This is a genomic window from Dyella terrae, from assembly GCF_022394535.1.
Taxonomy (GTDB): domain Bacteria; phylum Pseudomonadota; class Gammaproteobacteria; order Xanthomonadales; family Rhodanobacteraceae; genus Dyella.
The window spans coordinates 4,085,501-4,111,459 of record NZ_CP089414.1 but is presented as its reverse complement, the minus strand read 5'-3'; the positions used below and the strand labels follow the sequence as shown (position 1 = coordinate 4,111,459).

At 60.9% G+C, this 25,959-nt stretch carries 29 protein-coding genes, 1 tRNA gene and 1 other RNA gene; 22 read left to right on the top strand and 9 right to left on the bottom strand.

Translation table 11 applies throughout. The features are described from left to right. The first annotated feature begins 247 nt into the window (after nucleotides 1-247). The 7 genes from DYST_RS18070 to DYST_RS18040 all read left to right on the top strand — a co-directional run bounded on the left by DYST_RS18070 (nucleotide 248) and on the right by DYST_RS18040 (nucleotide 4,491). Nucleotides 248-679: a WapI family immunity protein gene (locus DYST_RS18070; RefSeq protein WP_239947244.1), complete on the top strand. Its 432-nt coding sequence runs from the start codon at nucleotides 248-250 to the stop codon at nucleotides 677-679. A gap of 918 nt (nucleotides 680-1,597) precedes the next feature. Further along, nucleotides 1,598-2,239: a polymorphic toxin-type HINT domain-containing protein gene (locus DYST_RS18065; RefSeq protein ID WP_239947242.1), complete on the top strand. Its 642-nt coding sequence runs from the start codon at nucleotides 1,598-1,600 to the stop codon at nucleotides 2,237-2,239. Nucleotides 2,240-2,387: 148 nt separating this feature from the next. Continuing rightward, nucleotides 2,388-2,732, top strand: coding sequence for an SMI1/KNR4 family protein (locus tag DYST_RS18060; protein ID WP_239947240.1), 345 nt, complete (start codon nucleotides 2,388-2,390; stop codon nucleotides 2,730-2,732). A 114-nt stretch (nucleotides 2,733-2,846) separates the two neighbouring features. After that, entirely contained in the window at nucleotides 2,847-3,326 is a 480-nt protein-coding gene (locus DYST_RS18055) for a hypothetical protein (protein ID WP_239947239.1), read from the top strand. A gap of 111 nt (nucleotides 3,327-3,437) precedes the next feature. Next, entirely contained in the window at nucleotides 3,438-3,647 is a 210-nt protein-coding gene (locus DYST_RS18050; RefSeq protein ID WP_239947237.1) for a hypothetical protein, read from the top strand. Nucleotides 3,648-3,708: 61 nt separating this feature from the next. Continuing rightward, nucleotides 3,709-3,933, top strand: a complete 225-nt coding sequence (locus tag DYST_RS18045) for an Imm32 family immunity protein (protein WP_239947235.1) — start codon at nucleotides 3,709-3,711, stop codon at nucleotides 3,931-3,933. A gap of 225 nt (nucleotides 3,934-4,158) precedes the next feature. Further along, nucleotides 4,159-4,491, top strand: coding sequence for a hypothetical protein (locus DYST_RS18040; protein ID WP_239947233.1), 333 nt, complete (start codon nucleotides 4,159-4,161; stop codon nucleotides 4,489-4,491). A gap of 122 nt (nucleotides 4,492-4,613) precedes the next feature. Here DYST_RS18040 and DYST_RS18035 read toward each other — a convergent pair whose 3' ends face one another. Continuing rightward, complete coding sequence (locus DYST_RS18035) at nucleotides 4,614-6,050, bottom strand: IS1182 family transposase (RefSeq protein WP_239947231.1); 1,437 nt, start codon at nucleotides 6,048-6,050, stop codon at nucleotides 4,614-4,616. A gap of 670 nt (nucleotides 6,051-6,720) precedes the next feature. Between DYST_RS18035 and DYST_RS18030 the strand changes: the two genes are divergently transcribed. The 3 genes from DYST_RS18030 (at nucleotide 6,721) to DYST_RS18020 (ending at nucleotide 8,585) form a co-directional block, all read left to right on the top strand. Next, nucleotides 6,721-7,098, top strand: a complete 378-nt coding sequence (locus DYST_RS18030; protein WP_239947230.1) for a hypothetical protein — start codon at nucleotides 6,721-6,723, stop codon at nucleotides 7,096-7,098. A gap of 341 nt (nucleotides 7,099-7,439) precedes the next feature. After that, nucleotides 7,440-7,628: a hypothetical protein gene (locus DYST_RS18025; RefSeq protein WP_239947228.1), complete on the top strand. Its 189-nt coding sequence runs from the start codon at nucleotides 7,440-7,442 to the stop codon at nucleotides 7,626-7,628. A 198-nt stretch (nucleotides 7,629-7,826) separates the two neighbouring features. Next, nucleotides 7,827-8,585: a hypothetical protein gene (locus DYST_RS18020; protein ID WP_239947226.1), complete on the top strand. Its 759-nt coding sequence runs from the start codon at nucleotides 7,827-7,829 to the stop codon at nucleotides 8,583-8,585. 105 nt (nucleotides 8,586-8,690) lie between these two features. Here DYST_RS18020 and DYST_RS18015 read toward each other — a convergent pair whose 3' ends face one another. Together DYST_RS18015 and DYST_RS18010 are read right to left on the bottom strand one after the other, a co-directional pair. Next, nucleotides 8,691-9,317: a hypothetical protein gene (locus DYST_RS18015; RefSeq protein ID WP_239947225.1), complete on the bottom strand. Its 627-nt coding sequence runs from the start codon at nucleotides 9,315-9,317 to the stop codon at nucleotides 8,691-8,693. 90 nt (nucleotides 9,318-9,407) lie between these two features. Next, entirely contained in the window at nucleotides 9,408-11,069 is a 1,662-nt protein-coding gene (locus tag DYST_RS18010; RefSeq protein WP_239947223.1) for a recombinase family protein, read from the bottom strand. A gap of 845 nt (nucleotides 11,070-11,914) precedes the next feature. Between DYST_RS18010 and pepQ the strand changes: the two genes are divergently transcribed. The 5 genes from pepQ to cydX all read left to right on the top strand — a co-directional run bounded on the left by pepQ (nucleotide 11,915) and on the right by cydX (nucleotide 16,630). Beyond that, nucleotides 11,915-13,321, top strand: a complete 1,407-nt coding sequence (gene pepQ / locus DYST_RS18005) for a Xaa-Pro dipeptidase (RefSeq protein ID WP_428993925.1) — start codon at nucleotides 11,915-11,917, stop codon at nucleotides 13,319-13,321. A gap of 201 nt (nucleotides 13,322-13,522) precedes the next feature. Continuing rightward, nucleotides 13,523-13,765 carry a cytochrome oxidase putative small subunit CydP gene (gene cydP / locus DYST_RS18000; RefSeq protein ID WP_239947221.1) on the top strand — a complete coding sequence of 81 codons (243 nt, stop codon included), beginning with the start codon at nucleotides 13,523-13,525 and terminating at the stop codon, nucleotides 13,763-13,765. After that, entirely contained in the window at nucleotides 13,765-15,342 is a 1,578-nt protein-coding gene (locus DYST_RS17995) for a cytochrome ubiquinol oxidase subunit I (RefSeq protein WP_233202797.1), read from the top strand. The genes cydP and DYST_RS17995 overlap by 1 nt, the downstream gene beginning before the upstream one ends. A gap of 10 nt (nucleotides 15,343-15,352) precedes the next feature. Beyond that, nucleotides 15,353-16,483, top strand: coding sequence for a cytochrome d ubiquinol oxidase subunit II (gene cydB, locus DYST_RS17990; RefSeq protein WP_239947219.1), 1,131 nt, complete (start codon nucleotides 15,353-15,355; stop codon nucleotides 16,481-16,483). A 15-nt stretch (nucleotides 16,484-16,498) separates the two neighbouring features. Further along, a complete protein-coding gene (cydX, locus tag DYST_RS17985; protein ID WP_102304813.1) occupies nucleotides 16,499-16,630 on the top strand; it encodes a cytochrome bd-I oxidase subunit CydX in 132 nt (43 codons plus the stop codon). A 54-nt stretch (nucleotides 16,631-16,684) separates the two neighbouring features. Here cydX and DYST_RS17980 read toward each other — a convergent pair whose 3' ends face one another. Both DYST_RS17980 and DYST_RS17975 read right to left on the bottom strand, forming a co-directional pair. Continuing rightward, complete coding sequence (locus DYST_RS17980) at nucleotides 16,685-18,034, bottom strand: aminopeptidase P N-terminal domain-containing protein (RefSeq protein ID WP_239947217.1); 1,350 nt, start codon at nucleotides 18,032-18,034, stop codon at nucleotides 16,685-16,687. Continuing rightward, nucleotides 17,992-18,555: a UPF0149 family protein gene (locus tag DYST_RS17975; protein ID WP_239947215.1), complete on the bottom strand. Its 564-nt coding sequence runs from the start codon at nucleotides 18,553-18,555 to the stop codon at nucleotides 17,992-17,994. The genes DYST_RS17980 and DYST_RS17975 overlap by 43 nt, the downstream gene beginning before the upstream one ends. A 102-nt stretch (nucleotides 18,556-18,657) precedes the next feature. On the opposite strand from DYST_RS17975, the gene DYST_RS17970 reads away from it, so the two are divergent. The 6 genes from DYST_RS17970 (at nucleotide 18,658) to rpiA (ending at nucleotide 21,265) form a co-directional block, all read left to right on the top strand. Further along, the gene (locus DYST_RS17970; protein ID WP_102304810.1) at nucleotides 18,658-18,897 is read left to right on the top strand and encodes a TIGR02449 family protein; all 240 of its coding nucleotides are present in this window, start codon (nucleotides 18,658-18,660) and stop codon (nucleotides 18,895-18,897) included. After that, nucleotides 18,890-19,213, top strand: coding sequence for a cell division protein ZapA (locus DYST_RS17965; RefSeq protein ID WP_102304809.1), 324 nt, complete (start codon nucleotides 18,890-18,892; stop codon nucleotides 19,211-19,213). The genes DYST_RS17970 and DYST_RS17965 overlap by 8 nt, the downstream gene beginning before the upstream one ends. 7 nt (nucleotides 19,214-19,220) lie before the next feature. Then, nucleotides 19,221-19,407, top strand: a non-coding RNA gene (ssrS, locus tag DYST_RS17960) — 6S RNA. Between the two features lie 110 nt (nucleotides 19,408-19,517). Further along, nucleotides 19,518-20,138 carry a 5-formyltetrahydrofolate cyclo-ligase gene (locus DYST_RS17955; protein WP_239947213.1) on the top strand — a complete coding sequence of 207 codons (621 nt, stop codon included), beginning with the start codon at nucleotides 19,518-19,520 and terminating at the stop codon, nucleotides 20,136-20,138. After that, entirely contained in the window at nucleotides 20,135-20,599 is a 465-nt protein-coding gene (locus DYST_RS17950; RefSeq protein ID WP_102304807.1) for an EVE domain-containing protein, read from the top strand. Before DYST_RS17955 ends, DYST_RS17950 begins: the two co-directional genes overlap by 4 nt. A 27-nt stretch (nucleotides 20,600-20,626) precedes the next feature. Continuing rightward, on the top strand, nucleotides 20,627-21,265 hold the full coding sequence (gene rpiA / locus DYST_RS17945; RefSeq protein WP_239947211.1) for a ribose-5-phosphate isomerase RpiA: 639 nt from the start codon (nucleotides 20,627-20,629) through the stop codon (nucleotides 21,263-21,265). A 92-nt stretch (nucleotides 21,266-21,357) separates the two neighbouring features. On the opposite strand, the gene DYST_RS17940 is transcribed toward rpiA, so the two are convergent. Beyond that, nucleotides 21,358-23,010: an MFS transporter gene (locus DYST_RS17940; protein ID WP_239947209.1), complete on the bottom strand. Its 1,653-nt coding sequence runs from the start codon at nucleotides 23,008-23,010 to the stop codon at nucleotides 21,358-21,360. A gap of 431 nt (nucleotides 23,011-23,441) precedes the next feature. On the opposite strand from DYST_RS17940, the gene DYST_RS17935 reads away from it, so the two are divergent. Continuing rightward, the gene (locus DYST_RS17935) at nucleotides 23,442-24,347 is read left to right on the top strand and encodes a GYF domain-containing protein (protein WP_239947207.1); all 906 of its coding nucleotides are present in this window, start codon (nucleotides 23,442-23,444) and stop codon (nucleotides 24,345-24,347) included. A gap of 565 nt (nucleotides 24,348-24,912) precedes the next feature. Here the strand turns inward: DYST_RS17935 and DYST_RS17930 are convergent. The 3 genes from DYST_RS17930 to rplM all read right to left on the bottom strand — a co-directional run bounded on the left by DYST_RS17930 (nucleotide 24,913) and on the right by rplM (nucleotide 25,871). Beyond that, nucleotides 24,913-24,986, bottom strand: a tRNA-Gln gene (locus DYST_RS17930). 54 nt (nucleotides 24,987-25,040) lie between these two features. Then, the gene (gene rpsI, locus DYST_RS17925; RefSeq protein WP_102301367.1) at nucleotides 25,041-25,433 is read right to left on the bottom strand and encodes a 30S ribosomal protein S9; all 393 of its coding nucleotides are present in this window, start codon (nucleotides 25,431-25,433) and stop codon (nucleotides 25,041-25,043) included. A 9-nt stretch (nucleotides 25,434-25,442) separates the two neighbouring features. Next, entirely contained in the window at nucleotides 25,443-25,871 is a 429-nt protein-coding gene (gene rplM, locus DYST_RS17920) for a 50S ribosomal protein L13 (protein WP_102301368.1), read from the bottom strand. Nucleotides 25,872-25,959: the final 88 nt, after the last annotated feature.

The window sequence follows — 25,959 nt, the reverse complement described above, 5'->3', positions numbered from 1 at the left end:
AGCTAGCGTTGGAAGTTCGGGAAGGGCGCTGGGATCACGTTTCCAATCCTAACGAGAAGCCGGCTACAGCCTACGTGCCGTTGATTAGCGAGCTGAGAAGGCGTTGTCCAGGCTACCGCGACGACGAGTACAGCCGTGCCATAGCGGACGGATTGTTCAATAGCAGATAAGGTTCGCTTTCGACCCGCAGCGGACCTTGTCATGATGTTCGAGATGCCCAGCACGCATATCCGGCTTAAGGAATGAAATGGACTCGGTTCTCTTTGTAGGTGACGGTGGCGAACAGCTAAGGATGGATGTTCTCGGCTATGAGCGCGAACCAGCTGGAGAGTACTTCGATGACAACTGGCTGTCCGTCGCCGTGGAATTGAAGGCTGGCGGCTTCACGGGGTTCTTCAGCGCAAGCTTTCTTACCAGTGAAATAGAAGCATTTCACGGGGAAGCAGCCAAGCTGTATGACTCGCTTACGGGGCAGGCGAAATTCAGGACCTTGGAAGAGCAGCTAAGCCTCGATCTGGTTGGTGATGGCCGAGGCCACATTCGTCTGACTGGACGCGCAGCGGATCAACCGGGGATAGGAAATACGCTTGCGTTCTCCTTCGCCTTCGATCAAACGCAGTTGCAGTCGTCGGTTCAAGGCCTCGCGCAGTTGCTTAAGATTTTTCCAGTGCGGAATTGACACAACTTGATCTTGGGGTCGCTAGGCGGAACGTCCGCTTTCGACCCAAAGAAGATGTTCCGCCAAATAGCTTGCTGCGGCCTTATCGGGTTACAGAAATGGATAAAAGATTTGTCCTCGATTCAAATTGCATCATCGATTTAGAGGAAGATCGCCCCAATGCAAAGCGACTCCGGGCCCTGATCGAAGTCTGGCGTGGCGGCAAGATAGGTCTAGCGGTTGTTGCAGTCAGCGCGTCTGAGAACCAGTCCGACGGACATGCTGGCCGTGACTATTCGGCCTTCGAGGCGAAACTTCGTCGCGCTGGGCTTGCCGGGGTACACGTTCTCCTTCCTCTAATGATATGGGACGTGTCCTTATGGGACCATGCGCTCTGGTCGAATCAGGAAATGGAAGACTTGGCCGTCCGACTCTACGGAACTTTGTTTCCTAACTCAGGCGCGCCGCCACCGGCTGATGCGACTATGAACTCCAAATGGCGCAATCAACTGTGTGACGCTGTGGTTGCTTGGTCATGTATCTATCACGGTTGGTCCCGTCTCGTGACTAGTGATGGGAATTTCCATCGTCGTGCAGATGATCTCCGTAAGCTTGGCCTAGCCGAAGTACTGTATCCAGTCGATGCCGCGAGAACGTGTGGGGTATAGCAGAAATTGGTAAGCCAGTGCGGGGTACCTCAGTGCTCGTTCTAGTCGTCCGCTTGAACCGAAGGAGAACCTGGCGGCAGGAACGGGAAGCAGCAAGTTAGTAAGGTCCGCTCCCGACCCGAAGCGGACATCTACGTTGATCGCCGGGGATTCTTTCTACTAAACAACGGATAACCATTCATAACCGCTTCCGAGTTCGCCCCAATGCGAGCACGGGGCAGTAGCGACGGCGATCTCATACCAAGGGAATGCCTCGGTGATCGGAGAACCCATGGCAAGCTATGGCGTAGTCCAACCCTCTCGTATCGGCGGAGGATTCATTGCTGGAACACTTGTGTGGACCGATAAGGGTCTCATTCCCATAGAGCAAATCAAGGTCGGTGATCGTGTGCTGTCAGGACCAGATTCCACTGGGAGTCGGGTTCACCGCGACGTTGTACGCACGATCCCTCTCGAAGAGCGGGCAGTCGTCAGCCTTCGTTATCAGGGCACTGACAATTTGAGCGACCATGTCTTACGCACCGGGGGCAACCATGCATTTTGGGTTGACGGGGCCGGCTGGACTGAAGCGCAACGACTTATGTCAGGGCAACGGCTGCAGTTGGCCAATGGCAGATTGATTTATGTGATTGATGTCGGCCCTGTTTATAGGACGGCCAGCCCGAATGTGGGCTGGGAGCCCGAATTCCACGATCACGTGTGCGAAGGCGTACAGGGAGACTTCACCCACGGCTGGAGACGCATCGGCGGTGACGGTGCTTACTACAGTGAGCGCAAACCGGCCGAGGCATTCTCGGCTGACCCTTTTCTTAAGGTTCGCGTCTACGACATCGAGGTAGAAGGTTTCCATGGCTACCACGTTGGGCCTACCGGAGTGCGAGTGCACGATGCGGACTCCGATAGTGGCAAGTGAATGCCTAGCGAGTTAGGTACACCTTCAGCGTTCGACGATGGCAACTTGGGGGCGGCATGGCCGGCTTCCGGAGGAGCTGTCGCCAAGCGGTTGATGTCCGCTTTCGACCCACAGCGGACATAGTTCATTTCGTATCTAGGGGACACGAATGCTTCCGGTCGATGCGGTAGGTAAGGTCTTTCGATCCAGGTCTGGGGAGATTTTCGGAGCGTTGCGGCCCATCACCGGAACGGCACCGAAGGCTTTGAGCCTAACGGGCGGCGAGGTGTTCGCCGAGGACGATTGCGGCAACTACTTTTTACGTCACACGGATCAGGTCGTGTTTTGGGACCATGAAGACGGCCAGTTCACAGTGATCGCCGACACGTTCGAGCAGTTCCTTGGCGGCTTGGAGCCTCGTCCGGTTGCAGTTCTAAAACGCGGTCAGGTTAAGCACGCGTGGATTGACCCTGCATTTGCAGAAAGCATCCCAGGGCGTCCGAAGGAAGAATAAATTGGAGTTAGGTAAAGTCCGCTCCCGACCCATAGCGGACATTGGCTGTGTCAACCTAAGGGAGCTTTCGCGATTCGATGATTGCTCAAACTTGCATGGACGAAGGGGCTGACGATGAATCTGGTGAGCGCGTTTGGGCTGTTGCTAGCAGGAGTTAGCAGTGCATCGACGAGTCCCGCATCGGACACAAACTTTGATATTCGGGTTGTCTGCGACGCACAGACAAAGACAAGCAATATGGTGTGGATCGCCAGTAGATCGCCGGACCCGGCAGATCAAAGTCGCCTCTGCATCGATAAGGCGAGTGGTCTGAGCTCTCTAGAGATTGTTTCCATCGATTTGGGACATAACAAGCTGGCCGATGACTACGCGCTGCGACTGCACATTGATCCCGTAAGGACGAATGCGCTCAACGATCTCTCAGCTCGATCCCAGGGCCGCGAGCTGGCGTTTGTGAAAGGCGGGCGCTACGTGGCTCACGCTGGCCTGTATGGCCCCTTTAGCCAAGGCACCGTCATGTTGATAGTTGCTGATAAAGAGAAGGCCATAAAGGTCGCCGAGATCTTGTTTAACAAGAGCATCGCCGCGCCCTGAACTTCAGTGGGGTCAGTCGAAGCTGGGCGTCCGCTTTCGACCCGTAGTGGACATTACGCGACGCAGAGCAACTAGCCTCTCGGGGCGAGCAGGGGAAATTGGGGGGACTTGATGGTCGACAGCGATCTCGATTTGAAGATCATCTTCACGGACAAGCGTTTCCTTGGCGTGCGGGTTGGTATTGCTGGCCTAGCCATTGCGGCAGCTGGCTTCGCTCTCGGCGTCATTTGGTGGCACGGGCTGGGATACGCAGTAATGGTGCTTGGTTGGTTAGTTGCCGTGGCCGGGTTCGTTACTCACGTTTCGCGGCCAAAAGCGTGAGCAGGAATGCCGGCTTCCGACCCAAAGCGAAAAGTTTCAAAAAAACCGGATCGAGGCAAGCATGAAGCTTTTTGGATACGAGGAAGGTAACGGAGCGCAGGAGAAGCCGATGCGTCTCTCGGAAGCTAGCATCCTGACCAATCCGGCTGAACTCAGGGCCATCGCCAAGGTGCTCGCCGAACTGGCGGATGAGATGGAGAGCCAAGGCTTCGGCCATGTGCATCTGGCCGACAGGCTCACGGGTTTAGGTGATGATGTCGACCTGATCGTGGTCAAGGCCAATTAGCAGGTAGCGAAGCGTCCGCTGTCGACCCGAAGCGGACCTTTTTGATATGGGAGGGTTCATGGGTAGGTTGCTCTTTTGCATCATGGTGCTGTGCTTGGCAGGCTACTCGCGCGCGGATTCGCCGCTACCACCCCTGCCAAAGTCACTGCGTGCTCTCCGTCAGGTGAGTACTGCGCCACATCTGACCCCGTCACGCGAGAAACTACGCTCAGTCGTCGAGGTGAGATGCCCCTCTTATGGAAGGTCGCGGGCTGGTATCAATGGCTACTAGTTACTGATGATGGCAGCCGCATCATCATCGGCTACCCAGGGCTCAACCTGATCCCGAAAGACACGAACATGGATGTGGATGTCCTTCGCATCTATGGATCCGAGGGGATGGTGAAATCCATTGCCCTTGGTGATCTTTACCAAAGCAGGGGTCAGCTATCTGAGACGGTATCGCACTACGAGTGGGAGAAAGCCGTCTATCTGGATGCTGTAGGGCACTTGGTGATTGAGCGCGAAGATGGCAAGAAGGTGGCGTTTGATCCAGGCACCGGGAAACTCGTCAGGTGAGATTGGAGCGCGCACAATGTCTGCTTTCGACCGAGGCCGTGTGAAAATGCAAAACGGAAGTTGTTGGTAAGGGCGTGACTCCGTTCATTGCACGAGCAAAGCAACGAACGTAAGAAACATGATCAGGTCATGATGGCCTGCATCAACGGCCTCACGCCGATGATCTTCATCAACCGCTTCATGTTGTAGGCCAGCACCTGCAAACTCATTTCCGTTGCCACACGCGGCAATGTTCGCGTGAGGAAGTGGGTGTAGCCCATCCACGCCTTGAGGGTGCCGAAGGTGTGTTCGACGGTCTGTCGTCGTACGCGCATCGCGTCGGGGTGTTCGTCCAGCCGCCGCTGCATCGTGTCCAGCACGGCTTCGTGTTCCCACCGTCGAAGACGTCGATAACGACTGGTGGTGCATTTGGCACGCAGCGGGCAGGTCGGACATGCCGACGGCCAGTAGACGTGGATCTTCTTGCCGTTCTCGACCGTGCTCATACGAGGCGTAGCCACGTTGTCGGCGGGACAGCGATAGCTATCGATGTCGGCGTGGTAGCGGAAGTCCTGCTTAGTAAATCGACCGGCGGCGGCGCTGGAGGACGTTTGGGTTTGGGGTACGAGTGGCGTGATGCCTGCTTGTTCGCAAGCAAGGATTTCCTCGCCCTTGTAGTAGCCCCGATCGGCCAGCGCGGTGAGGGCATCCTGTCCCATCGCGTCGCGTGCCTGCCCGGCCATGGTGGCCAGCTGATCGCGGTCGTGGCCTTCGTTGGTGACCTCGTGCGCCACGATCAGATGGTGTGTTGTATCGACAGCGACCTGCACGTTGTAGCCGACGACGCCTGAGCCACGACCGTGCGTGGCCATCGAGCGCGCATCGGGATCGGTCAGAGAGAGTTGTTGATCGGGTGTTTGGCGCATGCGCTCACCCAAGGCGCCGAGCCGCTGCATCTGCTCACGCACCGTAGCAAGCTTTTGCGTGAGGTGCGCGACGCGTGCTTCCGGTAGCCGGCCATGCTCGCGATCGGCACGATCCAGTTCCGCCAGATAGCGCGCCACACTGGTGTCCAGTTGCGCCTGGCGTGCCTTGAGCTTGGCCTCGGAGAGATTGCGGTCCCGTCCATTCACCGCCTTGAACTTGCTGCCGTCGATCGCGACCACGGCCTCGGTGAACAGCTTCATCCGGCGACATAACAGCACGAACTGGCTGCATACGCGGCGGATGGCCGGACCGTTGTCCTTGCGAAAGTCGGCGATGGTCTTGAAGTCGGGCGCACAGCGGCCGGTCAGCCAGATCAGTTCCAGGTTGCGCTGGGCCTCACGCTCCAGTCGGCGGCTGGACGGGACGCGGTTGAGATAGCCGTAGATATAGATCTTGAGCAGCGTCGCCGGGTGATAGCCGGGGCGGCCGGTGACGGCTGGCGTGACCCCTTCAAAACCCAGCTCGCCGAGATCCAGCTCATCCACAAAGACGTCAACGACGCGAACGGGATTGTCCTCGTCGATGTAGTCGTCCAGCCGTTCGGGGAACAGCACGCTCTGCGTTCGATCCACCCCTTCGACGAATCGCTTCATGCGACACTCCGGCTTGGTTTGACGTTAGGATCGGTGCGTTCGCTTACGGGGTGTTTTCACACAGGCTGGACCCAAAGCAGTCATCAGTTACAGGGTCTTCAAGGAATGAAATGGATAGCTACCCTTTTTTACCCACCTCAACTCGTCAGTTGCGTGCAGGGCACTTCTGGGACATCCCGCTATCCGACGGCTCTTTTGCATGCGGTCGGATCGTCGAATTGAAGCCGCGCTCTAGAACCGGCTTTCTTGCCGGCCTGCTGAATTGGCACGGAGCGTTGATCCCTTCTGCCGAGGCGATACGCGGCTCAGCTTGCATTGCTCAAGGCCAAGTACACCTCAACACTATTCGCCTATGCGGCGGACTGATTCGAGGATGGCGGGCGAATGAGGATGACCAAGTCGCTCCATGGATCTTCCGTGGAGCGCAGTATCCTAGAAACAGTCGCGTTCAAGCGGGCTTCCTGCCGATTCGTCCACAGACTGAGGAAGACAAAGAGCTCCCGATATTCTCCACTTGGGGGCTCCAGGTCATCGTACTTTTGGCTGAGCAACGTTTCGTTGGCAGTTCTGAGAATGTGAAGGCCGAAGATGGTTGCACGGGACTAACGTAAGGTCCGCTTTCGACCCATTGCGGACCTAACGGAATGGACCAGGCTCTCAGGGGGAGAGGATGACAAAGCGCTACTGGGGTGCAGTCATTATCGCTGCGGATCGGACGCTGGACGCTGTTGCCGAAGAACTGAATATCTTCCTGGCGCCCCTAACGCTGGTGGAGACCGATCGGTTTGACGAGGTTCCAGGGTTCATAGCGAGCGCAGAAGGCTTGGAGTTCGCCTTACAAGGCCCTCCTGCCGATGCCGAGGATGACGGCTATTACTCCTTCGACTTTCTGTGCGAAATGGTCGGGCTGAGTTCCTTGCCGAGCTCTCTGGGCAATCTAGCCGCCGAAGTCGAGCCGGAGGCGGATTCGCAGCCGCGGCGCCGGGCGTCTGCGTTCCTTTGCGCCAGACTCTGCGCTAATACGGCCCTGGTGTGTACGGCTGAGTAAACTGTCCGCTTCCGACCCGAAGCGGACAGCTACCTATATGGATTGCCGAGGGGGCGGGATCGATGTTTGGGGATGAATCACGCTTGATGTTCGCGGCTTTTGTAGGCTCTGGTTGGTACAAGTGGGACTGGGTTGATTACGCAGTTGTCGCAGTTGCCGGTGCCATCGTGATCATTCATTTGGCCAGGATGAGGCTGAAAGATGGTCGGAATGCGAGCGCTTCGACACCCGACGACGACCAGCAACGCAGCTGGAAAAAGCGCCGATCGCGGAAGCGAAATAAGTAGCTGAGAATATGTCCGCTTGCGACCCGAAGCGGACGTTTTGCCAAGGAGCCATGGATGAGCGACGAGAAGCTCGACTACATCGAAGTTTCGAGGGCGGCGCACGAGCTTGGCGAGCGCCATGGTAGGGAGGCACATCTCTACGCCGAGAGATACGCGCAGCAGGCTTCGAGTCAGGGCAACGCCGAGGCGCACGCTTTTTGGCACGCAGTAGCGCAATCGCTCACGCCGCGAAGTACCAGCTAGGATTTGAGGACTGTCCGCTTCCGACCCACAGCGGACCTTGGGGAACGGCCCGGATTGGGCAACAGCAGCAGGGCGACCAACACCGGCGCGTTGTTCAGGCCGTGCCTGAACGCTGGTCAGCCGTCACCGTAATCCGCACGAAAATTGAAGCCGTCCTTGGATCACCGATCTGACCTCCTCGTCCAACCTGGCTGAGCTATGAAAATTCATCAGGTCCCTATCCGGAAAGAGCGCCTGCTCGCCATGCCGGAAGTTGAGCGGACGTTTTTGCTTGGCATTGGCCACATCGCCAACGAAATCATGGTTCTCCAAAAATTGGCTGTGGCATCGGCGGTATCGGGAGGGGACGGCGACGCGCTCCTGCTCCGTATACATGCCACCCAAACGCTGACGCTTGTTCGGCTCCTTGCCGGGAAGCTTCTCGAGGCCTGGGAATTTTTGGGCAGAGCGTTTTATGCAAATAGGTTGGGCCAGACATGGGATGCCGACACGATCGGCGCCGAAGCGGCAGACTCACTCTCCGTCATGGCGAAGTATTTCGGCCGCGCCGATTGCCTGGTTCGCACCATCCGAAATGAATTTGGCTTCCACTACGACAAGGATCAGATCGCAGCATCGCCGGAGCTAATCGGCGACGATGAGGCATGGGAAATCATCCTTGCTGATACCAGCGGTAACTCGCTGTACTACGTCGCCGATCTGGTCGCCAATCACGCTCTGCTCAAGCGGCTTGCGGTTGCCGACGATGTGTCGGCCAGCCTTGAGAAGATCCTCGACGACATAGGAAATATCGCGGGGGCTTGGTCGGCATTCGTGGGCGGGTGTTGGGCGCACGCCATGGAGACCTATTTCCCGATTGAGGACGAGCGCGATGTGTGGACCAGGCGAGATGTGGAAGGGGCGCCACACATCTCTGAGGTCCAACTAGAATTCTTTCACGAGCTGTCGAAGAAATAAGGGTGACCTCGAACAGGTCCGCTTCCGACCCGAAGCGGACGCTCCGCAGCTAGAAGCGTGCGGGATATGCGCGGAGAGGTATGCGCACCCATCGGGATGACGATTTCACAGTGTTCGTGGGGCTGGATTGGGCCGATGAGGGGCCGGTGCTCGATAGCTCCTCCACCGCGCGAACCAATGGCGAAGGGCCGTCAGAGCCCGTTTGGTGCCACGTGAGCGAGTGGGCATGAACTGGGGATCTATGCGCTCGATACCGTCGAACAAGGAAGATTGCCAGAGCGCTTTGTCAGCCGCGCGCGCGACTCTGGCTCGGAGAGTTTTTGTTCGGCCAAGATGGAGATCATCCGCAAGCCTCTTAAAGTCCCAGCTTCGGTCGATCAGTAGGATCGTGTAGGCGGCAGCTTCGGTATAGCTAGCTTCTACTGCGCTCATCTGTTGCTGATCATCTTCAACCATCACTTGATGATTGAGGGGGTCATAAGTGGCCGGAGCCGTTAGCGCATTGGCTAGCCTCGTACCTCTGCTCCAATCGTCCCCATCATCGTCCCATCCCTCGTCCAGCTTGACGCTGTGCCGCATTGTCTTGTCGGCGAAACGGACAAATTTGGCATTGAGCCACCGAAGAAGGAGCTCCTGATCGGAAGCCAAATTGAGGTTGAGAGAATGGCGCGTTTTTTCCGCGATCTCCATCGCGAGAAAGAAGGCTTCGGAGAGCAGCTCATCGGCTTCCATCTCGCCTCTTGTGGCTTTCGAGATGCTTTGTAGGTCCTTGCTTCTCGCTAGTCGAAAGGCCTCAAATCCATGCACTAGGCGCGCTCTTCTCTATTGGGATAGCCGACCATTGTCCGTGCTGCGTGGTTGGGCTCCAATCGCGTCTTCCGTAGCAAGCCATGCCCCGGTCTTGCGGTCGATGCGTAGCACCCGCGAGGGGCCGCCATGCGGGACGAGCACCAAGTCGAGCGCCGTGTCGGCGCCGTCGCTCGGCTCGACCCCGCGGTGATACACCACCAGCCGGGCGAAGGTATCGGCGATAAGCTGGCGTGCCTGAAGACGGGCGTCAGCCTCCTGCTGCTTCACGCGCGTGACCACGGCACGCCAGGCGTCCGCGGCGACTGGCGCTTTCCGGGATACCGTCGCCAGCTCGTGTTCTGCTTGAACCACCTCGCGCTTTAACGGCTCCAGCGCGTCTTCCAATTCGCGCACCTTACGCACGAGGATGGCGGGAGCGGCCCCCTCGTCGTGCAACAAAGCGTCGGTCAAGCGCCCCAACTGTGTTTCCACGTCCGCGGCGCGGGCTTTGGCGATAGCCAGCTTTTGCCGAGCCGGCTCATGGACGGCGGCCGGGTCGACCAGGGCATGCAGATTCATTTGGTCCGAACAGAAGTCGAGCAACGCCCGCTCAATCGGCGCGACGCTGGTGCTGCCGCCGACCGGACACCGACGGTGTGTGGTACCGGAGCTGCAGGCCAGACGGCGATACGTGTCTTGGACCTGGCCCTGTGCATCCCGCTTCCGACGCATAAGGTTCTGCGCCACCATCGCTGATCCGCAGTACCCGCAGGTGGTGAGGCGCATGCCGGTGATCATGCCGGGGATATCCCCCTTGCCCTTGCGCCGTCCGCGTTGGCGGATGAGTACCTGAAGTTCGTCGAAGGCCTCGGTGCGGAGGATCGGTGGGTAGTACGCCGTTAGCGCATACGCGGTCTCATCGATCGACAGCGTTTTGACGCCCTGGAGGGCGGGCAGGCGAAAGAGCTTGTACAAATGCGATACCGACGAGCCACGGTGAGAAATGGACAAGCCGACCGCCTGGAGACGATCGACAATCGTGGTGGCGCCGTGGCCGGCCCGAAACCATTCGATGGCCTGTTGCACCGCCGCGACCCGCTCCGGAATCAGGTGCCATGCACCGTCTTCCCACCGAAGCCACTGAGGGTCCTGCCCGTGGCGGATACGGCCCCGATAGGTGCCGGCCAGCCACTGCTCGCACTGGCGGCGGATCGCTGCTTTGACCCGTTTGCTCTTGGTGTCGCTTTCTTCGTGCGCGCGGATCATCACCAGCAGGCTGTAGACCAAATCCATGGGATTGGCCTTGAGGCGCTCTCGGTTGTACTCCCGGCCATCACTGGCAGTCACCACCGTGATCCCTGCGTTGATGATTTGGGCCAGCTGCGCCTGGGCCTGGAGGGGTTCGGCGCGACTCAGGCGATCGAGGCTCTCCACGACCAGGACAGACCCGGCGTGGATACGGCCGTCATCGATGGCTTGGAGGAAGGTCCCTAACGCCCCTTGCTTCACATGGCGCTGGTGATAGGCACTGAGCCCCTCATCCCGGAGGGAGAGCGATTGATCCAGCGTAAGTTGGCGCTGCATGGCCCAAGCGGCCGCGTATTGGGTTTGTCGATCGGCGCTGCTGCCGGCTGCCTGCCGGGCATCACTGAAGCGTAAGTAGCTATAGACCTTGATGTTTCGTGCGTCCTGCATGGGTCATCCTTGAGCGACATAGAGAGTATATATAGAACCTCATTTACTGGCCCAAAAGAAAAGTAACCCAAAGAAATGGCCTGACAGGCCAACGCCCGTAGCATGCCGCTGGGATAAGCCCGAACGGGTGAGGAACGTTGTTGCTTGGCCACCTTCGCCTCTACACAGCGGGTACCCCGGAGCGCTTCGCACCGCGGCGTGGCGGAAAGGACTTAAAGCAGGTAGTCGCTACGCTTCCCGACCGATGTGGAGAACTCGCCACGTAACGGCATCGTCCGTCTGCCCTGACTTTGCGCTGTAAGGCAGGAGCAACGCGATCTGCCACGACGCGATGTGCAGCAAAGCTGCACGAGCCGTGGGCTTTCGCATTTGACCTTCGGGCCCCCTGTGCGGCGGTGAGGGGTGGACGAAAAGGCCCCCAGGGGGATCGGCAGGGATGCCGATCCCTTTTCGCCAGGGCAGGAGCCCTGTCGAAAAGCCCGGCCGCCCCTCACGAACTGGCCGGCTTCACCGGCCAGCGCCAAGTGGGGGTGCCCTTTCTTCGGGTTACTTTCTTTACTCCGGGCATCCTGCCCTTCGCCCTTCGGGCCGGCTTCGCCGTTCGCACGCGCTCCTGCGCGTGCGTGGGCAAGCAAAGAAAAGTGACTCGGCCTCCGGTAGGAGGGCGAAAGCCCGCCGCAGGCGAGCCAAGTCGCGACCACGCGACAACCAAGCGATACCGCTACTGGACCCCGGCCTCCGCCGGGCTGACGGCTAAAGATGAAACGGCGAGGCTAGATCGACCCCTCACCCCAACCCTCTCCCCAAAAGGGAGAGGGAGCAAAGTGCGCCCCCCAAAACTGGCGATGCCGCCCCCACCGCGCCATCATGTCCCCCTCCCCTTCGCCCCAACGCCCAAACACCCAGGCGCCTCCCCGGAGTCAACATGCAAGACCGCCTCGCCCCCCCTCTATCCCCAGCACCTCGCCACCCTGCGCCAGCGCGCCGACAAGGCGCTCGCATTGGGCGGCTTCGATCACCTCGTGATCGCGGCGGGATCGCCGTTGCGCAAATTCCTCGACGATCAGGACTACCCCTTCGTCGCGAATCCGCATTTCCGCCACTGGCTGCCGCTGACCGACACCCCGGGGAGCTGGATCGTTTACACGCCGGGCAAGAAACCGAAGCTGATCTATCTGCAGCCCAAGGATTACTGGCATGTGGTGCCCGCAGCACCAAGCGGCTACTGGGTCGAGCACTTCGACATCGAGATCGTGCGCAACGCCACCGATGCCGTCGCCCTCCTGCCCGGTGAATATACGCGTCGCGCCATCCTCGGTCCGGAGTGCCCAGAGGTGCCAGGCGCCGAAGCAAACAACCCGCAGGCTGTACTCGACTATCTGCACTGGCACCGCTCGTACAAGACACCGTACGAGCTGGAACTGATGCGCGAGGCGAGCCGCATCGGCACGCGTGCGCACCGCGCCGCGGAGCACGCCTTCCACGCGGGCGAGAGCGAGTTCGGCATCCACATGGCGTATCTCGCCGCAGCGGGCCAGATCGACGCCGAACTGCCTTACGCCAGCATCGTAGGTCTAAATGAACACGGCGCCGTGCTTCATTACACGCACTTCGACCGCAAGGCGCCAGCGGAAAGCCGCTCGTTCCTGATCGATGCGGGCGCCAGCGCCGCAGGTTATGCGAGTGACATTACGCGCACCTACGCCGCCAAGGGTCACGACGAGTTCCAGGCACTGATCGACAGCGTCGATGTGGCGCAGCGAGGCTTCGTGGCGAAGGTGCGCGCGGGCCAGAGCTACCCTGAGCTGCATATCCACGCGCACCACGTACTGGCCGATGTGCTTCGCGAGCACGGCATCATTCGCATGAGCGCAGAGAGCGCCGTGGCGTCGGGTGTCACCGCCGCCTTCTTCCCGCATGGCCTGGGTCATCCCATCGGCCTGCAGGTGCATGACGTGTCTGGCTTCCAGGCGTCGGAAACGGGCGGCGCCATCGCGCGGCCCCAGGGTCACCCCTACCTGCGCATGACCCGCGTGCTCGAACCAGGCATGGTGGTGACGATCGAACCTGGTCTGTACTTCATCGACATGTTGCTCGACGAACTGCGTGCCAAACCGGTATCCGCCGATATCGACTGGTCACGTGTAGCGCATTTCCGCCCCTATGGCGGCATCCGCATCGAAGACGACGTGGTGTGCACCGATGGCGCACCCGAGAACCTCACGCGCGACGCCTTTGCACTCATCGGTTGAGCAGCAAGCACGAAACACTTTTTGAAGGAGCCTGCCCGGAAGCCCCGGGCAGGCCGTAGGTAAAAACACCTACACCAGGACGCCCCACGCTCGTAGTGACATTTCAGCCCACGCGGCTATCCACCACTGCGTCATCGTCCCGCACGACAACTTCACATTCCTTGCGTATGCTCGCCCAAGGTAAAACCAGGGGTCTGAAGCATGCCCACGCCGTCCGTTGAGCCGGCCCGTTCAAGCCCGGGTTCCATCGACCCACCTAGGCCGCCACTGCGTCGACTGGGGCGCGAGTTGATCTTGCTGGTGCTCGCCAAGATCGCCTTTATTTCGCTGATCTGGTGGGTAGTCGCAGCACACTACGCCCGACCCGATACCCGCCCTTCCGCCATCGAGCATCTGCTCGCACCGGCACCCTCCTCTTCCTCACCGCAAGCAGACAGCCCATGATCATCGACTCCGATGTCGTCACGCTCTCACGCCTGCAGTTCGCGCTGACCGCGCTCTATCACTTCCTGTTCGTGCCGCTCACCTTGGGCATCGTGTGGATCCTCGCCATCATGGAGAGTGTCTATGTGATGACCGGGCGCGAAGTCTGGAAGCGCATGGTGCAGTTCTGGGGCGTGCTGTTCGGCATCAACTTCGCCATGGGTGTCGCCACTGGCGTCACCATGGAATTCCAGTTCGGCATGAACTGGGCGTACTACGCACATTACGTGGGCGACGTGTTCGGCACGCCGCTGGCCATCGAGGGCCTGATGGCGTTCTTCCTCGAGGCGACGCTGGTCGGCCTGTTCTTCATGGGCTGGAACCGCATGTCGCGGGTGTCGCATCTGCTGACCACCTGGTTCCTCGCGCTGGGCACCAACCTCTCCGCGCTGTGGATCCTCATCGCCAACGGCTGGATGCAGAATCCGGTGGGCTCGGCCTTCAACGCGCAAACCATGCGCATGGAGGTGACCTCGTTTACCGAGGTGATGTTCAACCCCGTCGCCCAAGCCAAGTTCGTGCATACGGTAAGCGCCGGCTACGTGGTGGGCTCGATGTTCGTGCTGTCCATCAGCGCTTGGTACTTGCTGAAGGGACGCAACACCGATTTCGCCAAGCGCTCGATGACGGTCGCCGCCAGCTTCGGTCTGGCCGCCGCGCTGTCGGTGGTGGTGCTGGGCGATGAGTCCGGTTACGCCGTCTCCGAGAACCAGAAGATGAAGATGGCGGCCATTGAGGCCATGTGGGAAACCGAACCCGCACCCGCGTCCTTTACGCTGATCGGCGTGCCGGACGTGGAGAACCACACCACGCACTATGCGTTGCGCATCCCGTGGGTGATGGGCCTGATCGGCACGCGTTCCATCGACAAACCGATTCCGGGCATCGCCAATTTGGTGGAAGACACCAAGGGCCGCATCAACAACGGCATCCTCGCCTACGACGCGATGCTGGCGCTGCGCCAGGACAAGAACAACGAGCAGGCCAAGAATGTACTGGCCACGCACGACAAGGACATGGGTTATGCGCTGCTGCTCAAGCGCTTCATGGACGACCCGCGCAAGGCCACGCCAGCGGATATCCAGAAGGCGGCCGACAGCACCATCCCGAATGTGCCCGTGTTGTTCTGGTCATTCCGCCTGATGGTGGCCTGCGGCTTCTATTTCATCCTGCTGTTCGGCGTTATGTTCTGGCAGGCGAGTAAGCGCCAGCTCGACAAGCGCCGCTGGCTGCTCAAGCTCGCCCTGTGGAGCCTGCCGTTGCCGTGGCTTGCCGCCGAACTGGGTTGGATCGTGGCCGAATACGGCCGCCAGCCCTGGTCTATTGAAGGCATCCTGCCGACGGCTTTGGGTGTGTCCAGCGTCACGGCCGGACAGGTGTGGACATCGCTGGCGGGCTTCGTGCTGTTCTACAGCGTGCTGGCCATCATCGATGCCGTGCTGATGGTGAAGTACGCGAAGAAGGGCCCGGACGGACTCGGCCTATGGCCGCCGACCGAACCGGCGCCCGCCGTCACCACCGCACCGGCCCACGCCTGAGGAGAACGCCATGTTCGACTATGAAACGCTACGCGTGATCTGGTGGGCCCTGCTCGGTGTGCTGCTGATCGGCTTTGCCATCATGGATGGCTTCGATTTCGGCATCGCAGCGCTGCTGCGCGTGCTAGGCAAGACCGAAGACGAGCGGCTGGTGATGCTGGAAACCATCGAGCCCACCTGGGAAGGCAATCAGGTGTGGTTCGTGCTGGGCGGCGGCGCGGCGTTTGCGGCGTGGCCACAGCTTTATGCGGTGTCGTTCTCCGGCATGTACCTGGCGATTTTCCTGGTGCTGGTAGCACTCATCCTGCGGCCTGTGGGCTTCAACTTCCGCGGCAAGGTGCACAACGAACGCTGGCGCACCGTGTGGGACTACGTGCTGACCGCATCCGGCATCGTGGTGATGCTGATTTCGGGCGTAGCCTTCGGCAACTTGTTCCTGGGTGCGCCGTTTCAATTCGACGACGATCTGCGCATGAGCTGGCATGGCAGCTTCTTCGAATTGCTGCATCCGTTCGCACTGGTCGCCGGCCTGGTCTCGCTGAGCATGCTGCTGGCCCACGGCGCCTGCTGGGCAGCGTACAAGGCTGACCACATCATCGCCGACCGTGCCGTTCGCGTGGCGCGCTGGACCACGCTTGCCTATGTGGTGCTCTACGTCGTCGCTGGCATCTGGCTCGCTTATGGCGTGCCCGGCTACGCCATCGTCGGCCCAGTGGTGACGGATGGCGTATCCAATCCGCTCTTCAAGCAGGTGGCGCATGGCAGCAGCTGGTTCGCCAGCTATATGGAGCACCCGTATTTCTGGCTGGCCCCCGTACTCGGTTTTGCCGGCGCCATCGGCGTGCAGCTCACCGTGGGTAAAAAGGGGTTGGGCGGCTTCATATGCAGTAGCCTGATGGTGGCGGGCACCATTCTTTCTGCCGGCTTTGCGCTGTTTCCGTTCCTGCTGCCGTCGCGCCTTGACCCGCGTTCGAGCCTCACCGTTTGGGATGCGTCATCCAGTCAGGGGACGCTGGGACTGATGTTGGCCATGACGATTATTTTCATGCCCATCATCATCATCTACACCAGCTGGGTGTACCACGTGATGCGCGGCCGCGTCACGCTAGACCACGTGCGCCACTCCGGCCACGGCTACTGAGAGAGGAACGACGCCATGTGGTATTTCTCCTGGATTCTCGGCCTCGGCCTGGCTACAGCGTTCGGCATCCTCAATGCCATGTGGTACGAGGTGCAGGCAACCGACGAAGCACATCAACGCAAGGATCCGCACCCACCAGGGCGGTGACGGCCAATGCATGGTGGGAGCGCACGCGGTGCGCTCCCACCACGAAGAAGCAGCTCAACGCGAAGCCAACAGGGCCTCGATCTCGTCCGCATCCTTGGGCACGCCGTCGGTCAGCACGTCGTGGCCATCCTTGGTCACCGCTATGTCGTCTTCAATGCGGATACCGATACCACGCCAGCGTTCGGCCACGGTGAAATCACCCGGCGGCACGTAGATGCCCGGCTCAACCGTCACCACCATGCCCGGCTCGAGCACGCGCGGCTCGCCATCCACGCGGTAGTCGCCGACGTCGTGCACATCGAGGCCTAGCCAGTGCCCGGTCTTGGCCGGAAAGAAACGCTTGTAGCTGCCGTCGGCGACGGCATCGTCAGCCGCGCCCTTGATCAGGCCGAGTGCGCACAACCCTTCGCAAATCACCTGCACGGCCACCTCGTGCGCCGCACTGAACGCACGCCCGGGCAGCACTTCGTCGATGGCCGCCAGCTGCGCAGCCAGCACCACTTCGTACAGGGCGCGCTGCTCGCGGCTGTAGCGGCCATTTACGGGAAAGGTGCGGGTGATGTCTGACGCATAACAATCCACTTCCGCACCGGCGTCCACCAGCAAAAGCTCGCCATCGCGCAACATGGCGCGATTGGCTGTGTAATGCATCACGCAGGCATGCGCGCCACCGGCCACGATGGGTGGAAACGCCGGAACCGCACCGCGGCTGCGCATAACGCGCAGGATCTCGGCTTCCACTTCGTATTCATGGCGGCCAGCGATGGCCGATTGCATGGCCGCACGATGCGCCTCGGCGGCGATCGATGCCGAGTCACGCATCAGCTTCAGCTCGCCGCGCGATTTGTACAGACGCAGGTCGTGGAGCAGATGCCCCAACGCCACGAACTCTTTCGGCACCACACCGCCCCCGCGCAGCTGGCGCAGACGACGCATCCAGCTCAGTAAGCGGGCGTCGAACTCGGGTTCGCGACCGAAATGGCAGTAGACACGCGCCCTGCCCTCGATCATGCCGGGCAGGATGTCGTCGATGTCGTCGATGGGGAACGCATCGTCCATGCCGTGTTCGCTCACGGCACGATCGGTGCCGATGGATTCACCGTGCCAGCGCTCGTGTTCCTCGTCGCGCTCACGACAAAACAGCACGGCCTCGCCGTGCTTGCGGCCCGGCAACAGCGCCAGCACGGCATCGGGTTCGGGAAAACCCGAGAGATAATGCAGATCCGAATCCTGCCGATACGGCCAGTTGGCATCCGCGTTGCGTACACGTTCGGGCGCGGCGGCGATCAAGAGCACAGCATCCTCGCCCGCCATGCGCATCAACTGGCGGCGCCGACGAGCGTACTCTTCGGACGAAATATTCAATGCACGGTGTCGTTGCTGGAATCGTGGCGGTTCGAGCATTCCGCAAACAGCAGCATCGCGCCCATGCGCACAAACTCATGGACTTCGATCAGCGAATCCTCATCTTCAGCCTCCTCGCCAAATTCGAAGGACGATGCCGCGATGGTGCCGAGATCCTTGAGGATCTCCTGCGCTTCATCGGACAACTTGCCGTGCGTCTCGGCGCCGCCCAGACCGAAGCCACCGAGGAAACCGCGACACCAGTCAACGAGGGCATCGGCGCGCTCGGTCACCGGCCGATCGTCCGCCGGCAGCAACGGCTCGAAACCCAGCTCGGGGTCGGCCAGCTCGGATTCCGTCTGCTTAACCAGGCGCTCCAGCAACGCTTGATCGCCCGGCGACGGCGTGGCGGCCTCGGCATCCAAGTGCAACACCGCCACCAACGATTGTCGGCCCACGCGGCCACCACCGGCCAGGAACCCGCATAGCGATCCATGCAGGCCACTCGCATCCTCCGCCAGTTGCAGGCGGGCTGCCGCGGCGTCCAATTCGTCGTAGCCAATGGGCTCGTTTGCTGTCATGGCGGGGCTCCTTTCAAGACAATGCACGAGTTTAATGCACTGGTTCCCAGAACGTCCGCCAGCCTGCTGCTTTCGGCAGGCCTCCTGTTATAGTTTCCGCCCATGAGCGTGCCCGATTCCGTCAAGCCAGACCCCGTCAAGCAAGAGCTTGCAGCCCTCGGCGAACAAGTCGACCGGCTGCTTGACACCGTGCGTCGCCTCAACGAGGAAAACCGCAGCCTGCGCCACAGCCAGGAACAGCTGGCCAGTGAACGTGCCGGCCTCATGGCACGCAACGAACAGGCGCGCAGCCGTGTCGAGGCAATGATCCAGCGACTGAAGGCGCTCGAGAACAATGGCTGAGAGCAATTTGGGTACCACCGCCAACGAACCGGTCGCCCTGCGACTGGTGGATCGCGAATTCCTGATCGCCTGCGCGCCGGAAGAGCGCGAAGGGCTGCTGGAATCCGCCGCCTACCTCGATCGCAAGATGCGCGAATTGCGTGCCAACGCCAAGGCGCCGGGCTTCGACCGCCTGGCCGTGCTGGCGGCTATCAGCGTCACGCACGAGTTCCTGGCGCTGCGCAAGCAGCACACTGGCTCTGATCAGAGCGTGACTGACGGCATCACCGCATTGCGTCGCAAGCTTGAAGCCGCACTCGCTGCCCACATAAAATAGTCCACGGCGTTATCTGCGGTGTGCGCCAGCACACTCTTACATTTGCCTTGTTCCTAAATACGGCCCCGGGTCGGCTTTTCATTGGTCGTTGTGCATGTCCGCCGCGTGCGGAAAGCCTTGAGACCATGTCGCCCTCCCACCTGATCCATCGTGGATCAAGGTCGTTTGGTGGGCAGCGGCACCGCGGTTAACGCCACCTCATTCCCTACTTGCGGCGCCGAAAGGCGCCGCAAGTGCAAAGGGCTCGCGAACGCCCATCGGCGCCGTCCATTCAGGGGCCGCTCGCACTGCAGGAGACGCGAACGTGGACGCCAACGCCCAGCGACGCGAATTACGCCGGCAACTGGCCGAACAGCGCCGCGCCCTGACGCCCCCGCAGCGGATCGCCGCGGCTCAGGGGCTGCGCCGCAGCCTGGAACAACTCCCCGAGTACCTTACAGACGCGCGAGTGGCCGGTTACTGGGCCTGCGACGGCGAGTTGCCGCTGAACCTCGTCATTCCGCCGCTGGCTACGCGGGGACAGCAGTTCCTGCTGCCGGTGATAGGCCCGAACCATCAGCTGCGTTTCGCGCCATGGCAGTCCGGCGAGGACGTCCAGCCCAACCGCTACGGCATTCCTGAACCCGCCAAGCCAAGCGAGCTGCTGGAACCCTTCCAGCTCGATCTGGTGCTGGTGCCACTGACGGGCTTTGACCGCCGGGGCAACCGGCTGGGCACGGGCGGGGGCTATTACGACCGCGCGTTTGCCTTCCTCAACGAGCAGGTGCGCCCGACCGAACCACTGCTGGTCGGCATCGCCTACGCATTCCAGGAGCTGCCCGAGATCGATGAAGAACCCTGGGACGTGCCGCTCGATTTCATCGCCACCGATCAGGAACTGATCGATTGCCACGCCACCAGCGAGGATGGAGAAGCCAGCGCATGAGTAAGAACACCCAATACTGGCTGATGAAGTCGGAGCCGGATGCCTTCTCCATCGACGACCTGAAGAAAAAGGGTCAGGAAGCCTGGGACGGCGTACGCAACTACCAGGCACGCAACTTCATGCGCGATGGCATGCGCGTGGGTGACAGGATTTTCTTCTACCACTCCAATTGTGCCGAACCGGGCATTGTCGGCATTGCCGAAGTCGCCACCGACGCCTATCCCGACCCCAGCCAGTTCGACCCGAAGAGCAAGTACTTCGATGCCGCCAGCTCGCGCGACAACCCGCGCTGGGCGCTGGTGGACGTGAAGTTCGTGAAGAAGCTCAAGCACACCATCACGCTCAAGCAACTGCAGGCCGAACCCGCGCTCGCCGACATGGCGCTGGTGCGCAAGGGCAACCGACTCTCCGTCATGCCGGTGGGCGCCGAGGAATGGCGCCACATCCTGACGATGGAATAACTCTTCCCCTTATTGGAACCCACGCTCATGAGCGCCAACGAAAAACGCCAGGCCGGCGAAGCCGCCATCCGCTACGTCGAAGATGGAGCCATTGTCGGCGTCGGCACCGGCTCTACCGTCGCCTTCTTCATCGATGCACTGGCCGACCTGAAGGATCGCATTCAAGGCGCGGTGTCCAGTTCCGACCAGTCGACCGCGCATCTGAAGCGCGTGGGCATCCCCGTGCTCGATCTCAATGCCACCGGCCGACTCACGCTCTACGTGGACGGTGCCGACGAATGCGATCCACACAAGCGCCTTATCAAGGGCGGCGGCGCTGCGCTCACGCGCGAGAAGATCATTGCCGAGGCCAGCGACAAGTTCGTCTGCATCATCGACTCGGGCAAGCAGGTCCCGCTGCTGGGCAAGTTCCCGCTGCCCATCGAAGTGATTCCGATGGCGCGCAGCTTGATCGGTAGGGAGATCGTCAAGCGCGGCGGCAACCCGGTGTGGCGCGACGGCGTGATCACCGATAACGGTAACTGGGTGATCGACGTGCACGGCTGGCAGATTACCGACCCGGTGGGCCTGGAGAACGACCTCAACCAGATCCCGGGCATCGTCACCGTGGGCCTGTTCGCGCGCCGCGCAGCGGATGTGGTGCTGGTGGGCGACAAAGTGATGTAAGTCCGCTTCATCGCGCAGGAAAAAAACGCCTCCCGGCCCCGGGAGGCGTTTTTGCTTGAGGGCTCGTCAGCCACCACCGCCGTTGATGGCCTTTACGTCATATCGGTCGCAGACGGCATCGAATCGTAGGCGACGCTCACCGTGACCTTGGGCGGTTCCGACCCCTGGTGCAGCGTGCGTGCGCGATCGATCAACGCCTTGTCCGCCAGCGTCATGCGATCGAGCATGCGCAAGTGCTGCAACCAGCTTTCGATCAACAGCACTTCACGCCAGATCTCGCCCCTGCGCACATCCCGATACAAGCCCCAGTAGCGCACGCCATTGCGTAATCGCAGATGCCTGAGGTCATCGGCCAGCGCCATGAATTCACCAGCCTGCTCCGGAGCGATCACATACTCGATCGCCATCACCACATCGCCGCGCTCGTGATCGAACGCGAGCACCGGCCGCTTATCGCCTGGGCGCATCGCCGGCTTCACGCTGCCCGCATCGAACTGCGGAAACTGCGAGTGGTACATCAGGAACGCGGTGATGCCCATGGTGACCGCCGCCGATAGGATGGCACCGGACACACCCATGGTCTCCGCCAGATGTCCCCACAGGAACGAGCCAATGGCGAGGCCGGCATAAAGCGCGGTCTGATAGAGCGCCAACGCCCTCCCCTTCACCCAGTCCGGCACCAGCAATTGCACGTTCGCGTTGTACTCGGTCAATGCAGCGATCCAACATGCACCAGCCACGCCCAATGCCGGCATGATCACTGCCAACGAGCCGGCGTAACCCAGCAACAGCAGCATGACGGCCAGGGTGAAAGCGGCAGCACTGATCAGGCGACTGGATCCCAGCAGCCGGCGCAACAGCGGTACCAGCACGCTACCCAGGATCGCGCCCAAACCCAGCGTACCCAGCATGTAGCCATAGAGCGTGGCACTTCCGTCCGGTCGTTCGCGCGCCACCAGCGGCAGCAGAGCCCAGATCACGCTCGCAGTGAAGCCAAACATGAAAGAACGCAACATCGCCAGGCGCGTCACGGTGGAATTCCACGTGAAGCGCATGGCCGCGACGACGCCCTCGCCCATGCGCTCGGGCGGCAAGGTGCGAACGGGCAGCTCGCGCTGCCAGTACCACAACGCCGCGATCAGACCGACGTAACTGATGGTGTTGACCAGGAAAACCCAACTGGGCGCCAGCACACTGAGCAGCAAACCGCCCAGTGCGGGCCCGACCGCGCGTGCCACGTTGTAGTTGACGCCGTTGAGCAGCACCGCCGAACTCACCATGCGATGTGGCACCTGCTCGCCTACGGCCGATTGCCATGCCGGCACGGTGATAGCACTGCCCAGCGAGATCCAAAGCACCGCGAGTATCAGCAAGGTCGGGTCGAGCGTGCCTACGAAAGCCAGCGCCGTAAGGAAGATAGCGCCCGCCATCTCCACCACCTGACCGACCAGCATGATCTTCCGCTTGTCGTAGTTGTCGGCCAGTACGCCCGTGGCAATCGACAGCACCACCAATGGCATCGCAGATGCCACCTGCACCATCGCCACCATGATCGGGCTGGCGTGCGCCGCCGTAATCACCCAGGCCACCGCCACCGACTGCGCCCACGTGCCCAGGTTGCCGAACAGGTTGGCGATCCAGATCTGCCGGAACACCGGCACCGTCAGCGGCGCCAGCACACTCGACTCGCGCTCCTCCGTTGGCTTGGGAGCGGCATCGACCTCTGGCGCGGTGGACTGGAGCATCGGCGGCTCATGAGTTGACCGGCATCGCCGGCGACTGGCAGCAAGGTTCGGCGCCATCCTGTCCTTGGGCTGTGAATGTCGTGCAGGAGAGCGAATCCCAACGCCCAACTTGTACCGCCAGCGAGCGACCGCTAGGCTCTTTTCCGGGGACCAGGAGCGGTGGATGGAACATATCGCTTACCCGACTGTGCCCGGCACCACCGGCGACAGGCGGAATTGTCATCGTGACCGCACCAAGGCTTGCGCTGAATACGCGCAGGGGCGGTTTCGTCTACACGTCTCATTCCGTCTGCTTCGCATCGCGCTTTCCATGTCGTACCTGCATGGCTTTCCCCGCAGGGGCGGCATACGGCTCCAGGCGCAACCACTTCATCGCCTGCTCGTGCGCAGGCCTTCGCAATCAGTGACTCCAGACAGGAAGGGGACTCGGCATGCCTAACGGCGAGAAGATATGGATAGCGCAGAATGGGCAGAAGAGCGGCCCTTTCGCTGAAGACGAGGTACGCCGCTGGATAGCCGAGGGGCGCTTCGGGCCCGATACGCTGGCCTGGCATAAAGGCATGCCTGAATGGGTGCCACTGTCCTCCCTGTTCCCGGAAGAAGCCGCTAGCCCGACGCCACCCCCGCCAGTACCCAAGGCAGCGGCAAGCGCTCCCGCTGTCTTTGTCGCGGAGGATCGCCCTGGCCCGACCTACAGCTACGACGAGCGTGCTCCGGCACCAAGCCCCTCTGGTGCCAGCTATGCATCGCACGACGACGATGCGTCCGAGACTCTGAGCCGTCGCAACCTTCCCGCACCGCCGTCCCTGCACTGGGGTCTGGTGTTTCTGTTCAGCATCCTTACGCTTGGGATCTTCACCATCGTCTGGCCATTTATCCAAGCGAACTGGGTGAAGAAGATCGACAGCGACAGCAAGGCCACCACCATGCTGGTCGCCGGCCTGGCCTGCCTCATCGTTGGTGAAGTGATATCGGCGGACAGCAGGAGATCGGGTCTCGGCGGCTTGCTCTCACTCGCCTACTACGTGCTCTGGTACGTCTCGTACTTTTCGATGGCTGGCTCCATCAAGCGCAAGCTCGCCGAATACCACCTGCCGGTGGAGATCGGTGGCGTCACGTTGTTCTTCTTCACCACGTTCTACCTGCAAGGCCAACTGAGCTGGATTTCGCGCTGGAAGGAGACCGGCTCGAGCAACCCGAAGCCGCCCAAAGGCGCGTTCTATTTCCTCATGCTGATTCCCATCTTCGTGATTGCGATGCTTGCTGCGATAGCGATTCCGGCTTATCAGGATTACGTGAAGCGGGCGCATGAGGTTGAGTTGCAGCGGGGGGAGTAAGGCCTAGTGGGTGCGGGACAGAAAGCTCGCCTTTATGGCGGGCTTTTTTGTGTCCTGAGGTACATGGCTGGCGTTGCACGCAGTCTTGCTATTGCGGGCAGGTCTCTCGAACGACAGTTCGCCTACCGTCTACCGTGTCTCAACGAAAAACAGAAAGCTTTCCATTGGAGCGGGCTTTGCTGGGGCCCTCGTTAGCGTGCGTGCCCGGGATTGTTCGCCCCATCCATGGGGCTCACCCCTCCGCGCTGCGCGCTGCGGGGCCAGCGCGTTGCGCTGTCCAAATTTGCTCCAGGCAAATTTGTCGAACGGGGTTCGTCTCCTGAACCCTCCCAACGAAAAACAAAAAGCCCGGCATGGGAGCGGGCTTTGTTTTGGGCTTTCGCTAGCGTGTGAGTCTGGGATTGTTCGCCCCATCCTTGGGGCTCACCCTTCGCGCTACGCGCTACGGGGCCAGCGCGTTGCGCTGTCCAAATTTGTTCCTGACAAATTTGTCGAACGGGGTTCGTCTCCTGAACCCTCCCAACGAGAAACAAAAAGCCCGCCATAAAGGCGGGCTTTTTGTTTCTGGCTGGGAGACTAGGATTCGAACCTAGATAAACGGAGTCAGAGTCCGTTGTCCTACCGTTAGACGATCTCCCAAAACCCTGCTGAGCGGTGCGCTCTGACTTGTTGCACCGGCCAGTCGAAGCGTTATTAGCGCTTCGAGAACTGGGTAGCGCGGCGGGCCTTGTGCAGACCGACCTTCTTGCGCTCGACTTCGCGGGCGTCGCGAGTCACGAAGCCAGCCTTACGGAGCTGGGACTTCAGGGTTTCGTCGTATTCGATCAGGGCGCGGGCGATACCGAGACGGATCGCACCAGCCTGGCCGGTGATGCCGCCACCAGCAACGGTGACGTTGACGTCAAACTTGTCGGTCGCTTCGATCAGCTCAAGCGGCTGACGCACGATCATGCGCGACGTTTCACGACCGAAGAACTGGTCGAGGGTCTTGCCGTTGACCGTGATCGCGCCACTGCCCTTGCGCAGGAACACGCGAGCGGCGGAGGTCTTGCGGCGGCCGGTGCCGTAGTTCTGCTGGATCGCCATAATGATTCCTTAGAGTTCCAGCGTCTGCGGCTGCTGAGCGGTATGCGGATGTTCGGCGCCGCCGTACACCTTGAGCTTGCGGTACATCGCGCGGCCGAGCGGATTCTTCGGCAGCATGCCCTTGACGGCGATTTCGATGACGCGCTCCGGATGCGTGGCCAGCAGATCCTTGAGACTCGTGGTCTTCAGGTTGCCGACGTAACCGGTGAAGCGGTGGTACATCTTGTCGTCCAGCTTGGCGCCGGTGACGGCGACCTTCTCAGCATTGACCACAACGATGTAATCGCCGGTATCGACGTGCGGGGTGAATTCCGGCTTGTGCTTGCCGCGCAGACGGCGTGCGATCTCGGTCGAGAGACGACCGAGCGTCTTATCCGTGGCGTCGATCACGAACCAATCGCGCTTGACGCTTTCCGGCTTGGCGCTGAACGTTTTCATTTCAGAATACCTGGGCTGCCGCCTCAAGGGCGGTACACATAATCGGTGGAACAAAGGCGCGAGATGATAACGGAGTTTTCATCAATCG

Coding starts and splice junctions, on each gene's coding strand:
- DYST_RS18065 (WP_239947242.1), top strand. CDS start 1,598: ATGGCAAGCTATGGCGTAGTCCAACCCTCTCGTATCGGCGGAGGATTC.
- DYST_RS18070 (WP_239947244.1), top strand. CDS start 248: ATGGACTCGGTTCTCTTTGTAGGTGACGGTGGCGAACAGCTAAGGATG.
- cydX (WP_102304813.1), top strand. CDS start 16,499: ATGTGGTATTTCTCCTGGATTCTCGGCCTCGGCCTGGCTACAGCGTTC.
- DYST_RS18045 (WP_239947235.1), top strand. CDS start 3,709: ATGAAGCTTTTTGGATACGAGGAAGGTAACGGAGCGCAGGAGAAGCCG.
- DYST_RS17950 (WP_102304807.1), top strand. CDS start 20,135: ATGAGTAAGAACACCCAATACTGGCTGATGAAGTCGGAGCCGGATGCC.
- DYST_RS18035 (WP_239947231.1), bottom strand. CDS start 6,050: ATGAAGCGATTCGTCGAAGGGGTGGATCGAACGCAGAGCGTGCTGTTC.
- DYST_RS17940 (WP_239947209.1), bottom strand. CDS start 23,010: ATGCTCCAGTCCACCGCGCCAGAGGTCGATGCCGCTCCCAAGCCAACG.
- DYST_RS18040 (WP_239947233.1), top strand. CDS start 4,159: ATGCCCCTCTTATGGAAGGTCGCGGGCTGGTATCAATGGCTACTAGTT.
- DYST_RS17970 (WP_102304810.1), top strand. CDS start 18,658: ATGAGCGTGCCCGATTCCGTCAAGCCAGACCCCGTCAAGCAAGAGCTT.
- rpiA (WP_239947211.1), top strand. CDS start 20,627: ATGAGCGCCAACGAAAAACGCCAGGCCGGCGAAGCCGCCATCCGCTAC.
- DYST_RS18030 (WP_239947230.1), top strand. CDS start 6,721: ATGACAAAGCGCTACTGGGGTGCAGTCATTATCGCTGCGGATCGGACG.
- DYST_RS18020 (WP_239947226.1), top strand. CDS start 7,827: ATGAAAATTCATCAGGTCCCTATCCGGAAAGAGCGCCTGCTCGCCATG.
- DYST_RS18060 (WP_239947240.1), top strand. CDS start 2,388: ATGCTTCCGGTCGATGCGGTAGGTAAGGTCTTTCGATCCAGGTCTGGG.
- DYST_RS17975 (WP_239947215.1), bottom strand. CDS start 18,555: ATGACAGCAAACGAGCCCATTGGCTACGACGAATTGGACGCCGCGGCA.
- cydP (WP_239947221.1), top strand. CDS start 13,523: ATGCCCACGCCGTCCGTTGAGCCGGCCCGTTCAAGCCCGGGTTCCATC.
- DYST_RS17965 (WP_102304809.1), top strand. CDS start 18,890: ATGGCTGAGAGCAATTTGGGTACCACCGCCAACGAACCGGTCGCCCTG.
- DYST_RS17935 (WP_239947207.1), top strand. CDS start 23,442: ATGCCTAACGGCGAGAAGATATGGATAGCGCAGAATGGGCAGAAGAGC.
- DYST_RS18050 (WP_239947237.1), top strand. CDS start 3,438: ATGGTCGACAGCGATCTCGATTTGAAGATCATCTTCACGGACAAGCGT.
- pepQ (WP_428993925.1), top strand. CDS start 11,915: ATGCCGCCCCCACCGCGCCATCATGTCCCCCTCCCCTTCGCCCCAACG.
- DYST_RS18055 (WP_239947239.1), top strand. CDS start 2,847: ATGAATCTGGTGAGCGCGTTTGGGCTGTTGCTAGCAGGAGTTAGCAGT.
- DYST_RS18025 (WP_239947228.1), top strand. CDS start 7,440: ATGAGCGACGAGAAGCTCGACTACATCGAAGTTTCGAGGGCGGCGCAC.
- rplM (WP_102301368.1), bottom strand. CDS start 25,871: ATGAAAACGTTCAGCGCCAAGCCGGAAAGCGTCAAGCGCGATTGGTTC.
- cydB (WP_239947219.1), top strand. CDS start 15,353: ATGTTCGACTATGAAACGCTACGCGTGATCTGGTGGGCCCTGCTCGGT.
- DYST_RS18010 (WP_239947223.1), bottom strand. CDS start 11,069: ATGCAGGACGCACGAAACATCAAGGTCTATAGCTACTTACGCTTCAGT.
- DYST_RS17980 (WP_239947217.1), bottom strand. CDS start 18,034: ATGCTCGAACCGCCACGATTCCAGCAACGACACCGTGCATTGAATATT.
- rpsI (WP_102301367.1), bottom strand. CDS start 25,433: ATGGCGATCCAGCAGAACTACGGCACCGGCCGCCGCAAGACCTCCGCC.
- DYST_RS18015 (WP_239947225.1), bottom strand. CDS start 9,317: ATGGAAGCCGATGAGCTGCTCTCCGAAGCCTTCTTTCTCGCGATGGAG.